A 14186-nucleotide genomic window follows, 5' to 3' on the forward strand; every position below is an offset into this window, starting at 1 on the left:
GCGCGCCGGTCAGCGGCTCCCGGGGCCGACGACCCGCTGCGACCCGATGACTCCGGTGGGTGTCATCGCCTGGGGCGCGCCGTGCGGCCAGCTGAGCTGGAGGATGGCGATGTCGTCGGTGTGCCGCCCGGCGTCCATGCGGCGGACGGTCGTCAGCAGGGCGTCCAGCCGGGCGTCGGGGTCGCCCGTCCCCGTGGCGTGGATCAGCTCGATCAGGCCGTCGGTGCCGAGCCGGTCGCCGCCCGCGTCGCGGTGGCCCTCGATGAGGCCGTCGGTGTAGAGCAGCAGGGTGCCCTCGTCCGGCAGCTCGAACGTCGTCGGGTACCAGCGTCTGAGGCCGGGGACGATGCCGAGCGCGAGGCCGTGCTGTCCGCTGACCTCGCGGATGGCCTCGGTGGGGCCTGCGCCGGTGAGGAGCAGCGGCTCGTGGTGTCCGGCGAGGTGGAGCGTGGCGCGGCGGGCGGCCGGGTCCACGGTGAGGAGCGTGCAGGTGGCGAAGAGGTCGCCGCCGGTGCGTTCGGCGACGAGCATGCGTTCCAGCAGGTCGAGGAGGCCGATGCCGCCGTGCCCGGCGAGGGTGAGGGCGCGCCAGGTGATGCGCAGGCACACGCCGAGGGCGGCCTGGTCGGGGCCGTGGCCGCTGACGTCGCCGATGACGGCGTGGATGAGGCCGTCGCCGGTCTGCACGACGTCGAGGAAGTCGCCGCTGAGGAGGGCGCGCTCCCGGCCGGGCACGTAGCGGCTGAGGACGCCCACGGACGGGGCCTCAAGCAGCGGCGTGGGCAGCAGGCTGTGTTCGAGGCGGGCGTTCTCGGCGGCGAGGATGCGGTTCTCGCGCAGTTCGGCGTTGGCGCGCTCGGCCTGCTTGCGGTGGATGGCGTAGCGCAGCGCGCGGCGCAGCAGCTCGGCCTCGACCTTGCCCTTGACGAGGTAGTCCTGCGCACCGGCGGCGACGGCCTCGGCGCCCGCGTCGGACTCGGCGAGGCCGGTGAGGACGATGACGGCGGTCCCCGGGCTGGCCTGGCGCAGCGAGCGGACGGCGTCCACGCCGGAGGCGTCCGGCAGGTGCAGGTCGAGGAGGACGCAGTCGGGGCCGCGGTCGCGGGCGAGGGGGCCGCCCGTGCCCAGGTCGTCCAGGGCCTCGGCCAGCGTCTTGCTGCGGCGCAGGTCGTAGGTCAGGCCGGTGTCGTACAGCATCTCCTCGACGAGGAGGGCGTCGCCGTCGTCGTCCTCCACGAGGAGGAGGCGCAGGGGGGCGGCGTTCTCGGGGGGCGGCACGGGGCCGCTCTGCCCGGGGGTCGTCATCTCACAGAGACCTTTCCAGGTTCCGCGCCGCCGCCCGGTGCCGTCCGGTCGTCGTCGGCCTGGTCGGCCGTGGCGTCGGCGGGCGCGGAGTCCGGGGGGGCGTCGTGTCCCGGGGCGGCGGGCAGGGTGAAGACGATGCGGGTGCCGTCACCGTGCGTGGGGTCCACGGAGATGGTTCCGCCGAGGTATTCGACGATCTTCTTGCACATCGCCAGGCCGATGCCGCTGCCTGGATAGGCGTCGCGGGTGTGGAGGCGCTGGAAGATGACGAAGACGCGCTCGGCGTACTCGGGTTCGATGCCTATGCCGTTGTCCGTGACGGAGAGGCGCCACAGGTCGCCGTCGCGTTCGGCGCCGACGTGGATGCGGGGGGCGCGGTCGGGGGCGCGGAACTTCACGGCGTTGGAGACGAGGTTCTGGAAGAGCATGACGAGCTGGCTGGCGTCGCCGGTGACGTGGGGCAGCGGGTCGTGCGTGACCTCGGTGCCGGTCTCCTCGACGCTGACGCTGAGCGCGTCCAGGACGGAGGTGAGCGTCGCGTCGAGGTCGATGGGGCGCGATTCGGCGTTCATGCGGCCGACGCGGGAGAAGAGCAGCAGGTCGTTGATGAGGACCTGCATGCGGTTGGCGCCGTCCACGGCGAAGCCGATGTACTGGTCGGCGCGGTCGTCGAGCTGCCCGCCGTAGCGGCGCTGGAGCAGCTGGCAGAAGCTGGCGACCTTCCGCAGCGGCTCCTGGAGGTCGTGCGAGGCGACGTACGCGAACTGTTCCAGCTCGTCGTTGGAGCGGCGCAGCTCCATGGCCTGCTCGTCCAGGCGCGCCCTGGCCCGTTCGGCGAAGCCCAGCTCGTCGGACAGGCGGCGGCGCATGTCCTCGACGTCCCCGCCGAGCTGCGCGAGGTCGGCGGGCCCGGTGGGGGCGGTGATGGGGTGGGCGAAATCACCCTCGGCGACGCGGCGGGCGTCCCGGGAGAGGACTTCGAGGGGGCGTGTGACGCTGCGCCGGGTGGCGGCGTAGGCGAGGAGGGTGACGGTCACGATGAGGACGGCGATCACGGTGAAGACGACGTTGCGGACGACCTGGGTCTCGCGCAGGTTGTCGCGGGCGGTGTCGCGGACGTCGGCGAGGTGGCGTTGCTGCTCGGTGACGGCGGCGCGGACGGCGTCGAACGTGGTCTTGCCGCGCTCGGTGTAGTCGGCGGTCAGCTGGGCCAACTCGTCCTGCGGGGCGTTGACGATGGGCTCGGCGAGCTGTTCGCGCCAGTCGTCGGCCCGGGCGAGGACGGTGCGCAGGTCCTCCTGGGCCTGTTCGTCGCCGACGACGAGTTCGCCGAGGCGGCGGGCGGCGGCCTCCTCGTCGGCGCGGCCCTCGCGGTAGGGGTCGAGGAAGTCGTCGCGGCGGGAGAGCGCGTAGCCGCGGACCCCGGTCTCCTGGTCGATGAGGGCGCGCTCCAGCCAGACGGCGGAGACCAGCGACGGCGAGGAGATCTCGGCGAGCTGCCGGGTCGATTCCGAGGTCCGCGCCAGGGTCCAGGCGCCGATGGCGCCGAGGACGGCGAAGACCGCGAGGGTGGTGGTGACGCCGACGGCGAGCCAGCGGCGGGTGGTCCACCGGCCCGACCGTTTCCCGGCAACGACCGGCATGAGAGTCCTCCTGTCCCCCCACGACACTGCGCCGGTCCGGGAGTCGGGAGCGACCCTCCGGTTCCGGCGCGTCCGGTCACGATACAGGGGAAGTAGGGACGGCGGTTGTCAGTCCGTGACCGGGAACCTTAACCTCGTACCCATGCCCGGTATCCGTTCGGCCTCACGTCTTCCCTCGCGGGACGGCGGGGTCGGCACGGGTGCGATGACCGACGGGCCGGCACACCCGGCACAGCCCCGGTGCGCGGTGGACCGGACGGCGGACGGGACGGGCGCGCGGCGAGCGCGCACGCGTCCGCGTCCGGCGGACTCCGGCGCGAGCCCGTTGTGTGCGACCCCCCGCAGCCCGTGGGCACACCCCACGGGCCCGCACCACATCGACCCGTCAGGAACCGGAGTTGATCCCGTATGACCGCTTCCATGGCCGCCTCACCGGCGCCCCCGTACGACATCCTGCTCGTGGAGGACGACCCGGCCGACGCCATGCTGATCGAGGACGCGCTGCGTCAGCGCGGCCCTGAGCGGGCGCTGGCACAGGTCGAGGACGGCGTCGCGGCCCTCGACTACCTCCAGAATCCGGCCAATCCGCGGCCTGATCTGATCGTTCTCGATCTGAACATGCCGCGGATGAACGGCCGGGAGCTGCTGACCGTCCTCAAGCAGGAGGACGACCTGAAGATGATCCCCGTCGTGGTCCTGACGACGTCCGCGGCGCCGGACGACGTGTCGGCGGCGTACCGGCGGCACGCGAACGCGTACGTCACGAAGCCGGTCAACCTGGACGACTTCACCGACGCGGTGCGCAGCATCGACGCGTTCTACCTGGACATGGCGGCCAAGATCCCGCGCGACTGAACGGGCACCCCCGCCTTACCGTGCGGCTATGACGAACACCACACGGGAGACGGGCGGACGGCGGCCACCTCCGCGCATCGACGGCGCGGAGGTGGCCGCCGTCTTCGGTCTCGGCCGGGTGCGGGAGGAGCCGGTGCCGGTGGCGGGCGGCCGGGCGCATCTGGTGTGGCGGCTGCGGACGGACGGGGGGACCTGGGCGGTCAAGCGCCTGAACCGGTCGCGTGAGGCGTGGTGGTCGGCCGAGTACGGGGTGGCGGCGGCCGTGCAGGAGTGGGCGTTCGCGCACGGTGTGCCGATGCCGCGGCCGGTGCCGCCGCTGCGGCCGGGGGCGGAGCCGCTGTTGGCGGACGTCGGGGACGACGCGTCCGGGGGGATGTACAGCTTCCTCGTGCACGAGTGGTGCGAGGGCGGGCGCGTGCCGGAGACGGATGTGGCGCCGGAGGTGCGGCGGTGGGCGGGGCGGACGGTGGCGAGGCTCCACGGGCTGCCCCCGCCGCCGGGGATCGGCGGGCCGGGGGTGTTGCGGCGGCCTCACACGCTCGCCGAGTGGCGGGAGGGCCTGGACTCGGCGCCGGGTGACGTGCCGGGGGGCTTCGTCGGGGAGGTGCGGGAGTTCCTGCCGGACGTGGGGCGGGCGCTCGGGTTGATCGGTGCGGTGCTCGACCGGCCGGGCGTCGCGCCGGTGTTCACGCACGCGGACGTGAAGCCGGACAACGTGCTGGTGACGGCGGCGGGGCCTGTGCTGCTCGACTGGGACGGGGCGGGGGCGGATCTGGCGGCGTGGGAGGCCGTGCGGGCGGCGTTGGCGTTCGGGCGGACGGCGGAGGGGCCGGGGCGTGCCGGGTTCGTGGAGGTGATGCGGGCGTACCGGGCGGCGGGCGGGGCGACGGTGGCGCCGTCGGGTGGGGCGTTCGCCGGGGAGCTGAACCAGCGGGTGGGTGGGGCGGCGTGGATGTTGTGGCGGGCGTTGGGGCACCGGCGGGTGACGGCGGCGGAGCGGGTGGCTGCGTATGCGCACGTGCGGGAGTTCCTGTCGGAACTGCGGTCGGCGCTGGGGTTGTTGGACGAGTGGACGGAGTGGCTGGCGGAGGCCGGGCGCCCCTGACGGTGGGGGCCGTGGGGCATGTCGGGTGTGACTGTCAGTGGTGTCTGCTCCACTGGGGGGCATGGTCGAGAAGGCGGACGAGGGTGGGAACGGGGGCGGCGTCGGGGCCGAGGTGGCGGCCGGGGTCGGGCGGGCCTGGGATCGGATGGAGGCGTGGCTCGCGGCGTACGCGCCGCTGACGCTGGCGGCGCTCCCGCCGCCCGCGGCGCGGGCGGACGTCGAGGCGCTGGAGCGGGAGGTGGGTGTGGCGCTGCCCGCCGACCTGGTCGCGTCGCTGCTGCGGCACGACGGTCAGGCGGACGGGGGGCGGGCGGGTCTCCCGCTGCCGGGTGGCCATCGGCTGCTGGACGTGGCCGGGATGGCGCGGCATGCCGAGGGGTGGCGTTCGTTCGCGCGGCGGGAGGGGGAGGACGGCGAACATCTCAGGGACGGCTCGTACTGGCACCTGTCGTTCGTGCGGTTCACGCTGACCGTCGCGGGGGACGGGCTGCTGCTGGACTGCCGTCCCGGCGCGGGCCACGGGAGGGTCGGCAGCCATACGAAGGGCGTCGGGCCGCGCCTCGGCGGGTGGCCTTCGTTCACGGCGCTGCTGACGGCGGTCGCCGACGGGCTGGAGGAGGGCCACGCGCCGGGCGGTTTCCCGCCGGAGGTGCCGGTGACGTTCGCCGGGCGGCTGCTGTGGGAGCCCGTGCCGGAGCACTGCGCGGATGCCGAGTCGTCGGTGGCCCTGGGGGCGGGCGTCCCACCGCGTGAGTGGCCTGGTGGCCGGTTCTTCGTGACCGTGGTGCGGGGGCTGGGCCAGGAGGAGGTGCTGACGCGGCTGGGCGCGCCGCCGGTCGCGCCGGGGGCCGCTCGCGAGCCGAACGCGGCGTTGCCGTCCGTGCGGGTGGGCCGGAGCGGGGAGTGGGCGTTCGTGGTCGAGAGGGATCAGCACGAGGCGGGGCGCCCCGAGGCGCTACGGCGCCTGTCCCGGGGCACGGTGGCGGCGACGGCGACGCTCACGGGGCCGGTGCCGGTCCTGGTCTACCGGGACGGCGTGCGGTGGGAGCCGCGCCGGATACCGGCGGCCGGGGCAGGTACCGGTGCTGGGGGCGGAGCGGAGGGGCGCGGTCTCGGCTCGATGCCGGGCGTGGTGATACCCGCCGGGCCGAAGGACGTCCCGGCGCAGGGCGTCGCGCTGCGCATCGGTGGCTCGGCCCCGGTTGCCGAGCCGGTGGAGCCGGTGGAGCCCCGTGTGCCGCCTGAGCTTGTCGAGGTGTGCGAGCGGCTGTCCGTCGCGGTGGGTGTGGGGCTGACGCCCGAGGAGGTCGCCGGGGTGGCGGGCGCGGCCCGGCTCGTGCCGGTGCTGCCGGTGCTGCCCGACGTGCCTCCGTGGTCACGTCCGTCGGAGTCGGTGGCCGAGGTGGTCGTCGGCATACCGGACGAGCGGCTGGGCCCGGCACTTGTCGCGGCGACCGCACGGATGGCCGAGGCGACGGGTCTGGCCGCCGACCCGGTGGTGGCGGGCGCGCTCGCGGACCTGCGGGCGGGGCGTGCGGCTCCCGTGGACGACGACTCCCCTCTCGGCCTGCGGCTGCGGACCGTGCTGGCGGAGGAGGCGGCGCCGCGCCGTGCCGGTGACGCGGCGCTGCCCCGGATACCGAGCTGGCCGGAGCGGCGGACATGGCTGCGGCGCGCGGAGACGGCGCGGGCACTCCTCGCGCTCGCCGCCCTCCCGCCACGCCAGGCGGCCGACCACGTCCTCACCGCGCATCCCTCCCCGCACTGGCGCGCCGAACTGCTCCGCGACGCGTCCGGGTCGGCGGACGAGGAGGTGTAGCCCGGTCGTCGCGCGGTGAACGGCCAAGGGCGCACGGGCGGACTGCGGCCCGGGCCGTATCCGTGCCCGCGTCTCGGGTCGTGGGGCAGGAATGCGCAGGGACGGACCGTCGCGCCGACGGGGACGCCCGACAGCAGGGCTCGGTGGGTGCCCGGACGGATCTGCTGCTCCGCGGCCGGGGCGGAGGGTCCGCGTCGCCGTCGCCGCCCCGTGGGCCGCCGGGGCCGACGGGTAGGCTGCCAGACCGGTCACGCGGGAGGAGCGGCATGAAGGTCCTGATCACGGGCGGCGCGGGGTACATCGGGAGCACGGTCGGGCAGGCGTGCCTGGACGCGGGCATCACCCCGGTCGTGCTGGACAACCTCGCGACGGGCCGCCGCGAGTTCACGGCGGGCCGGGAGTTCTACGAGGGCGACATCGCGGACGGCGCCCTCATCGACCGGATCTTCGCGGAGCATCCGGACATCGAGGCGACGATCCACTGCGCCGCGCTGATCGTCGTCCCGGAGTCGGTGGCGGACCCGGTGGGCTACTACCGGGCGAACGTGGTGAAGAGCCTGGACCTGGTCGGTCACCTGCTGCGCAACGGCTGCGGCCGTCTCGTCTTCAGCTCGTCCGCCTCGATCTACCGCGCGAACGACGACCTGACGGTGGACGAGGACTCGGAGCTGGCGCCGCAGAGCCCGTACGCGCGGACGAAGGCGGTCTGCGAGGGCATGTTCGCCGACATCGCGGCCTCCCAGCCGCTCCGCGTGCTGTCCCTGCGCTATTTCAATCCGATCGGCGCGGACCCGGAGCTGCGCACGGGCCTCCAGTTGCCGCGCCCGAGCCACGCGCTGGGCAAGATGATCCAGGCGGCGGACGAAGGTGTCCCGTTCGAGATCACGGGCACCGGCTGGCCGACCCGTGACGGTTCCGGCATCCGCGACTACGTGCACGTCTGGGACCTGGCGACGGCGCACGTGGCGGCGCTGCGCAGGTTCGACGAGCACCTGACGGACGAGCGGCCGTACCTCGTCGTCAATCTGGGGACGGGCGAGGGCACCACCGTCCGTGAGCTGCTCGCCGCGTTCAACGGGCTGCTGGACACGCCGGTGAAGGCCGTCGAGGGCCCGGCGCGCCCCGGCGACGTCGTGGGCGCCTGGACGCGGACGGACCGGGCGCGTGAACTCCTCGGCTGGGAGGCCAGGTACACGCTGGCCGAGGGCATCAGGGACTCGCTGCGGTGGGCCGCGATCCGCGAGGACGTCCTCGCGCCGCGCTGACCCGTACCCCGCCTGCCCCGCGCCTCGCCCGCAGCCGGTGCTCAGCGGGCGAGCGCGCAGGAGGCGGCGGCGAGGAGCGGGGCGCCGACGATGAGGGCGCAGCCGCAGGCGACGAGGATGCGGGAGAGGAGCACCGGGGTTCCTTGGTTCTCTTGTCGGGCGTGCGGGTCCCGCCCTCGGGGGCGGGGCGGGGCGGCCGTTCACCTGACGGTGGAGCGGCGCGGCACCGGCCGAGTGCTCAACAGAGTTTTCCCGCTCGGGGTTTCAGGTCGGCGGCGGGGGGTTGCGGCTGATCGTCTCAGCTGACCTCGCGGATGCGGATCTGGTTGCCCGCGGGGTCGCGGAAGGCGCAGTCCCGCATGCCGTAGGGCTGCTCGACCGGTTCCTGGATGACCTCGGCGTCGGTGGCCTGCACCTTCTCGAAGGTGCCGTCGAGGTCCTCGGTGGCGAGGAGGAGCCAGCCGTAGGTGCCCTTGGCCATCATCTCGGCGATGACGCGGCGTTCGTCCTCGGTGACGCCGGGGTCGGCGGCCGGGGGTGCCAGGAGGATCGACGTGTCGGGCTGTCCTGCGGGGCCGACGGTGATCCAGCGCATGGTGCCCTGGCCGACGTCGGAGCGGACCTCGAAGCCGAGCGCGTCGCGGTAGAAGGCGACGGACGCGTCGGGGTCGTCGTGCGGGAGGACGGTGGTGTGGATGGTGAGGTTCATGACCGCCACGCTAATCGTGGCCGGTGCCTGGTGCTTCTCGATTCCTGACCGGTCTGGTGACCTGTTTCGCCACGCACGGCGGTATCCCCGAGGTGGAGCGCGCGGCCTCGCGCCGGTAGGTGCTGGGGGGCATGCCGACCAGTTCGGTGAAGCGTGTGCTGAAGGTGCCGAGGGAGGCGCAGCCGACGGCGAAGCAGACCTCGGTGACGCTCATGTCGCCGCGCCGCAGCAGCGCCATGGCGCGTTCGATGCGCCGGGTCATGAGGTAGGAGTACGGCGACTCGCCGTAGGCGGTCCTGAACTGGCGGCTGAGGTGCCCGGCGGACATGTTCACGCCGCGCGCGAGCGCCTCGACGTCGAGCGGCTGCGCGTACTCCCGGTCGATGCGGTCACGTACGCGCCGCAGCCGGGCGAGGTCGCGCAGGCGCTGGGCGTCGGCGGTTCTGCTGCTCACCCTCCCGATGGTGCCATGCACCGCTGACAGCGCCGGGCGGCGTCCGCTCACATGTCCCAGGCATGACGCGGCGGCCGGGTGGGGTACGCATGGCGGATGTCACCGCATCACTCTAGGTGACGATCGGTTCACGAAGGGATCGGGTGACTGCCGTGAAGCCGACCGGCGAGGACGGGGAGCTGACCCCGGACGCGCGCCTCGGGCGACGTATCAGGAGCTTCCGCACGGCGCGGGGGCTGTCGTTGCGTGGGCTGTCCGCGGCCGTGACGGGCTATTCGCACAGCTACCTCGGGCGGGTGGAGCTGGGGAAGCAGCCCGCGTCCGCCGCGCTCGTGGCGACGTTGGACGCGTACTTCGCGACGGGCGGGGCGCTCGCGGAGCAGCGGGGGCTGGCGCATGACGCGCTGATCGCCGGGTACAGCCGTGATTTCGTCCGCAGGGAGCGGGAGGCGGTGCGGGTCCAGGTGTTCACGAGCAGCCTGGTCCCCGGGCTGTTGCAGACGCGTGAGTATGCGACGGAGTTGTTCCGCGCGGGGTTGTCGGCGCCGTCGCCGCAGCAGGTGAGGGCGCGGGTGGACGCCCGTCTGGAGCGACAGCGGATCTTCGAGCGGCCTGACCCGCCGTACTACTGGGCGATCATCGACGAGGCGGCGCTCATGCGGCCCGCGCGGGACGCGGGCGTGATGCGCGGGCAGCTGGAGCACATCCTGCGTCTGGCGTCCGGCCCTCGGGTGTCGGTGCAGGTGCTTCCGTTCGGGCAGGGGCTGCATCCGATGCTCGGGGGGAGCCTGACGCTCCTGACGTTGCGGGACGGCAGGACCACCGCGCTGGTGGAGAGTTTCACGTCCGGTGAGGAGGCGGAGTCGGCCGAGCGGGTCCTCGGTCTGGCGCAGCGGTTCGACACGGCCAGGTCGCTGGCGTCGCCGGTGCGTGACTCGCTGGAGCTGATCCGCGGGTATCTGAAGGAGTACGGCGATGACGGCTGACGGCGGCGGGCTCGGCGCGGGGGCGCGTCCCGTCTGGCGTGGGTCGAGTCGCAGCGGGGCGGAGAACGGGGACTGTGTGGAGATGGCGGTCGGGGTGCCGGGGGCCGTGCCCGTCCGCGACTCGAAGAACGCGGCCGTCGCCCCGCTGGTGTTCACGCCGGGGGCGTGGCGGGCCTTCGTCCGGTCGCTGCGGGAGGAGGGCGCGGGGTGAGGGCCGCCCGGTGGCGGGGGGGGTGGGCTCAGGTCCAGACGGTGGCGATGAAGAGGTTGGCGGTCGTCAGGGCGCCGACCATGCCGAACAGGCCGGTGGGGACCTTCTCGTCGTCCCGCTTGAGGTAGACGGGCACGAGGACGACCACCAGGATCGCCAGTTTGATGCCGATCTTGAGGTTGTTGACCTCCTGGTCGTCGGCCTGGTTGAGGCCGACGAGCGCCACGCCCGTCACGAGCATGGTCAGGGCGCCGTGCAGCATTCCCGGGGTCATCCGGGCGCCGCCGGCACGCAGGGCCTTCACCTGGGTCAGGAAGCCGCCGAGCAGGGCGGCAATCCCGATGATGTGGAGGGCGACCACGATGTTGATGACCACGTCCATGGGACGTGAGCTTAATGACCGGATGATCCGGGCCTGTTGGGGGGGCGGCGTGTGACCGGCGGGCCGCGGCGCCCGTCCGTGGTCAGGGGTCGGGGTCGTGGGCGGGGTCGGGGTCGGGTTCGCCGTCGAGCAGTGCCATGGCCGTGCGCTGCACGGAGCGGGTGAAGCGGCGGGGGTCGTCGGGCGGCGTGAGGTGGCGGATCAGGTCGCCGTCGAAGACCGCGAGCAGGGTGTGGGCGAGGAATCCGGCGTCGAGGTCGGGGCGTGCCTCGGCGAGGAGGGCCGTGAGGTGGCCGTGCCAGAGCCGGTAGCTCGGGTCGTCGTACTTCTCCTCGGCGCAGGCGGCCTCGTGGGCGGAGAGCAGGGCGGCGTTGCCCTCGGCGATGGCGCCGAGCCGGTCGAGGAAGGCGAGCAGCCGTTCCGGGGCGGGCGCGCCGGGGCCGAGCGGCGGCGGGCCGGTCGCGATGGCCTCGCGCAGCGCGAGGGACCGTTCCTCCAGGAGTGCCTGGAGGAGTCCGGCGCGGCTGCCGAAGCGGCGGAAGACGGTGCCCTTGCCGACCCCGGCGAGGGCGGCGACGCGGTCGAGCGAGACGTGGTCGCCGCCGCCCTCGGCCAGGAGCCGTTCGGCGGCGCGGAGCACGGCGCCCCGGTTGCGGACGGCGTCGGCGCGCTCCGCACGTTCGGCGCGCTGCTCGGGCATCGGCATCTCCGGGCTGGACGGACTGTCGGTCCGGATACTACCGTGCCCGCCATACGGACCGCCGGTCCGGATATCTCATGCCCCGGAGGAACCGCTGATGGACATCCGCGCGCTCGTCGCCGATCCCGCCGCCCCTGCCTCGCTGCGCCTGGGGACGGTGCGGGAGCCGGAACCGGCGGCGCACCAGCTGGTGCTGGACGTCCGACACATCTCGCTCAACCGGGGGGAGGTGGAGTTCGCCGGGCAGCTCCCGCCAGGGACCGTGCACGGTTACGACGCGGCGGGTGTCGTGTCGCGGGCGGCGGCGGACGGCAGCGGACCGCCGGCGGGCGCGAGGGTCGCGGCCTTCGGCGCCGCCGCGTGGGCCCAGCGGATGGCCGTGGACACCGGGGCGGTGGCCGAGGTGCCCGCCGGTGTCGGTCTCGCGGACGCCGCCGCCCTGCCGATGGCCGGGTTCACCGCGCTGCGGACGCTGCGGACGCGTCCGATCCTGGGGCGGCGCGTCCTGATCACCGGGGCGGCCGGGGGCGTGGGCCGTTACGCGGTCCAGCTCGCGGCGCTGGGGGGTGCGCACGTGGTCGCGTCCGTGGGGTCGCGGGCGCGCGCCGAGGGGCTGGCCGGGCTGGGCGCCGACGAGGTCGTGATCGGCCTGGAGGGCATCGACCGGCCGGTCGATCTGGTCCTCGACACGGTCGGCGGCGCGCAGCTCGTCGCGCTCTGGGGGCTTCTCGCGCCCGGCGGGGACATCCAGCACATCGGCTGGGCCTCCGGCGAACCGGCCGAGTTCCCGCCGCACTCGCTGTTCTCGCTGGGCGCCTCCAGGACGCTGAGCACGTTCGGCGACGCCCGTGAGGTCGGGCCCGACCTGGCGACCCTGCTGGGGTTCGTCGCGGCCGGGCGGCTGTCGGCCGAGGTGGACCGGCGTGACTCCTGGGAGAACGTCGCCGAGGCCGCCGACGCGCTGCTGGCGCGTCGCGTCGCGGGCAAGGTCGTCCTCGACGTCGATCCCGTCCCGGCGCCCTGACCCCTCGCCCCCAGCAGCCTGGTTCACCCGCACGAGCGATACCCAAACGACTACCGACCGCTTACGGTGAACCCATGAACACTCACTCTGAGTCACCAAACCGGGCGCCGGGTTCACCTCCCGCCCGCCCGACACCCCGGCCACCCACGTCGCGGTCGGGGGCGGGATCGACGTCCTCCTTGGCCCCGGCGTCGCCCTCGGCGTTGACGTCGGCATTGGGGTTGGCGTCGGTGGCAGGGGGGCGGCCGGTGGCCGTCCCTGACGGGCGGGGGGCGGGGCGGCCGCCGCCCTGGGGTCGGTCGGCCGGTCCCTGGCCGGACGTGACGACGGCCGCGAGGTCGGCGCCCGCCCGCAGCAGTGCCACGGACCGCGAGGCGAGCCGGTCGAGGCGCTTCCGGAGGATGCGCTCCGCCTCCTCCAGCCCGTCGAGCCGGTCCAGGGAGCCCATCACCTCACGGGCCGCCGCGATGCCGTATCCGCTCGCGCGGAGGGCGGCGACGATACGGGCGGCGCCGATGGCGGCGGGCCCGTAGCGGCGTGCCCGCAAGGACGTCACCCGCTCGGGGAAGACCAGCCCTTCGTCCTCCCAGAACCGCAGGGTGGAGGTGCGCACCCCCAGCGCTCCGGCCAGCGCGGTGATCGTCATCGTGTCGCTGTCCTGCGGGGTGCCGGGCGTGTCCGTCTCGGCGCGGATCGCGCGCAGGGCTTCCTGGGCGCGCAGGGCTTCTTCTCTCTCCCGGGCGAGCCGGACGTGGACGCCGTTGATCACCGACGCCGCTTCCTCGATCGGCGCGGCATGCAGTCCGATGAGCAGCCGCCGCGCCTCCACGGGGCCGACGGCGCCCGCGACTCCTCTGTACGCGTGCAGTGCGCGCACATGGAGTGGCGAGTAGATGCGGTAGCCGGTCTCCGAGCGGGCGGCGGGGGGAATGACGTCCAGCAGTTCGAGATCGCGGACCTGCTGGAGCGAGTAGCCCGACTCCCTGGCGACATCGGCGGTCCGCAGCGGCGCGTTCGCCGGTCCATCGGCCGGTCCGCTCATGACCGAACCCTCCATCAGCACTTGAAGGTGACGCTTGAACCATGAGTATGGAGCAGATCATCGCCGCTGTCCGGCGGTTCGAGGGGGCGCTCGTGGTGGCCCCCGGGCCGGGTGGTGACTTCCCGGAACTGGCATGGGGGGACGCGTTCTTCTACTACGCCCCCGACGGTGTGATGCCACGCACCGTCCAGCCCTACGGCACGATCGTCACGAAGGACTACCCGGGTGACACGGCGTCCGCCCTTGATCCGCCGGGTCGGTGGCGGGTGAACGTCCATGTCGATCGGGCGGTGTTCCGTGAGGTGACGGGTGAGGAGCCGCGCGGTCTGGTGACGCCTCGGGACCACACGGCGTCCGACGAGGTGATGCCGCACCCCGTGTACGGGGGGCTCGGGTGGATATCCGTCGTGAACCCTGGCGCCAGGACGAGGGAGACGGTCGTGGGGTTGCTGCGTGGGGCCCACGAGGCCGCCGGTGCGAGGTTCGCGCGGCGGCGAGGGTCGGGAGGGGAGCCCGGGGACGGCTGACGAGCGGTCCCGGCGGAGGTGGAGGCGGGCGGCGTCGCGTCGCCGCCCGGCCGGGTGGGGTGGAGCGGTGGGCGGGTGGTGGGGCACGGGCGCCCGGCAGCCGGTGGACGGTCACCGGCGCCGGAGCGGCGGCCGGGGCAGGGCTCGGGGGGGGGGCCC

At 74.2% G+C, this 14186-nt stretch carries 14 protein-coding genes and 1 pseudogene; 8 read left to right on the forward strand and 7 right to left on the reverse strand.

Annotated features, from left to right (window positions below; translation table 11 throughout):
• Positions 1-9: 9 nt before the first annotated feature.
• Together IF27_RS13730 and IF27_RS13735 are read right to left on the reverse strand one after the other, a co-directional pair.
• Positions 10-1305 (reverse strand): PP2C family protein-serine/threonine phosphatase, encoded by a 1296-nt coding sequence (locus IF27_RS13730; RefSeq protein WP_052849803.1) that lies wholly within the window; start codon positions 1303-1305, stop codon positions 10-12.
• Positions 1302-2948, reverse strand: a complete 1647-nt coding sequence (locus tag IF27_RS13735) for a sensor histidine kinase (RefSeq protein ID WP_052849804.1) — start codon at positions 2946-2948, stop codon at positions 1302-1304. The genes IF27_RS13730 and IF27_RS13735 overlap by 4 nt, the downstream gene beginning before the upstream one ends.
• 420 nt (positions 2949-3368) lie before the next feature.
• Between IF27_RS13735 and IF27_RS13740 the strand changes: the two genes are divergently transcribed.
• The 4 genes from IF27_RS13740 to galE all read left to right on the forward strand — a co-directional run bounded on the left by IF27_RS13740 (position 3369) and on the right by galE (position 7992).
• Positions 3369-3803 (forward strand): response regulator, encoded by a 435-nt coding sequence (locus IF27_RS13740; protein ID WP_052849805.1) that lies wholly within the window; start codon positions 3369-3371, stop codon positions 3801-3803.
• Between the two features lie 28 nt (positions 3804-3831).
• Positions 3832-4908, forward strand: a complete 1077-nt coding sequence (locus tag IF27_RS13745; RefSeq protein WP_110945851.1) for an aminoglycoside phosphotransferase family protein — start codon at positions 3832-3834, stop codon at positions 4906-4908.
• Positions 4909-4969: 61 nt separating this feature from the next.
• The gene (locus IF27_RS13750; RefSeq protein ID WP_052849807.1) at positions 4970-6727 is read left to right on the forward strand and encodes an SMI1/KNR4 family protein; all 1758 of its coding nucleotides are present in this window, start codon (positions 4970-4972) and stop codon (positions 6725-6727) included.
• A gap of 266 nt (positions 6728-6993) precedes the next feature.
• Positions 6994-7992, forward strand: a complete 999-nt coding sequence (galE, locus tag IF27_RS13755; RefSeq protein ID WP_052849808.1) for a UDP-glucose 4-epimerase GalE — start codon at positions 6994-6996, stop codon at positions 7990-7992.
• 298 nt (positions 7993-8290) lie between these two features.
• Here galE and IF27_RS13760 read toward each other — a convergent pair whose 3' ends face one another.
• Positions 8291-8701, reverse strand: coding sequence for a VOC family protein (locus tag IF27_RS13760; RefSeq protein ID WP_052849856.1), 411 nt, complete (start codon positions 8699-8701; stop codon positions 8291-8293).
• A 10-nt stretch (positions 8702-8711) separates the two neighbouring features.
• Complete coding sequence (locus IF27_RS13765; RefSeq protein WP_052849809.1) at positions 8712-9155, reverse strand: helix-turn-helix transcriptional regulator; 444 nt, start codon at positions 9153-9155, stop codon at positions 8712-8714.
• A 143-nt stretch (positions 9156-9298) separates the two neighbouring features.
• Here IF27_RS13765 and IF27_RS13770 point away from each other — a divergent pair, with 143 nt between their 5' ends.
• Both IF27_RS13770 and IF27_RS13775 read left to right on the forward strand, forming a co-directional pair.
• Positions 9299-10141, forward strand: coding sequence for a helix-turn-helix domain-containing protein (locus IF27_RS13770; RefSeq protein WP_223291052.1), 843 nt, complete (start codon positions 9299-9301; stop codon positions 10139-10141).
• Positions 10131-10352: a DUF397 domain-containing protein gene (locus tag IF27_RS13775; protein ID WP_052849810.1), complete on the forward strand. Its 222-nt coding sequence runs from the start codon at positions 10131-10133 to the stop codon at positions 10350-10352. Before IF27_RS13770 ends, IF27_RS13775 begins: the two co-directional genes overlap by 11 nt.
• Positions 10353-10380: 28 nt before the next feature.
• Here the strand turns inward: IF27_RS13775 and IF27_RS13780 are convergent, their stop codons facing one another.
• Entirely contained in the window at positions 10381-10734 is a 354-nt protein-coding gene (locus IF27_RS13780) for a hypothetical protein (RefSeq protein ID WP_052849811.1), read from the reverse strand.
• Positions 10735-10816: 82 nt separating this feature from the next.
• Positions 10817-11434 (reverse strand): TetR/AcrR family transcriptional regulator, encoded by a 618-nt coding sequence (locus IF27_RS13785; RefSeq protein ID WP_110945852.1) that lies wholly within the window; start codon positions 11432-11434, stop codon positions 10817-10819.
• Between the two features lie 103 nt (positions 11435-11537).
• On the opposite strand from IF27_RS13785, the gene IF27_RS13790 reads away from it, so the two are divergent.
• Positions 11538-12458, forward strand: a complete 921-nt coding sequence (locus tag IF27_RS13790) for a zinc-binding dehydrogenase (RefSeq protein ID WP_420822008.1) — start codon at positions 11538-11540, stop codon at positions 12456-12458.
• Between the two features lie 286 nt (positions 12459-12744).
• On the opposite strand, the pseudogene IF27_RS13795 reads toward IF27_RS13790, so the two are convergent.
• Positions 12745-13500, reverse strand: a pseudogene (locus IF27_RS13795) (MerR family transcriptional regulator); the annotation flags it as partial.
• A gap of 47 nt (positions 13501-13547) precedes the next feature.
• Here IF27_RS13795 and IF27_RS13800 point away from each other — a divergent pair.
• On the forward strand, positions 13548-14027 hold the full coding sequence (locus IF27_RS13800) for a DUF6194 family protein (RefSeq protein WP_052849860.1): 480 nt from the start codon (positions 13548-13550) through the stop codon (positions 14025-14027).
• Positions 14028-14186: the final 159 nt, after the last annotated feature.

The sequence above is a fragment of the Streptomyces avicenniae genome, assembly GCF_000719135.1.
GTDB classification, from domain to species: domain Bacteria; phylum Actinomycetota; class Actinomycetes; order Streptomycetales; family Streptomycetaceae; genus Streptomyces; species Streptomyces avicenniae.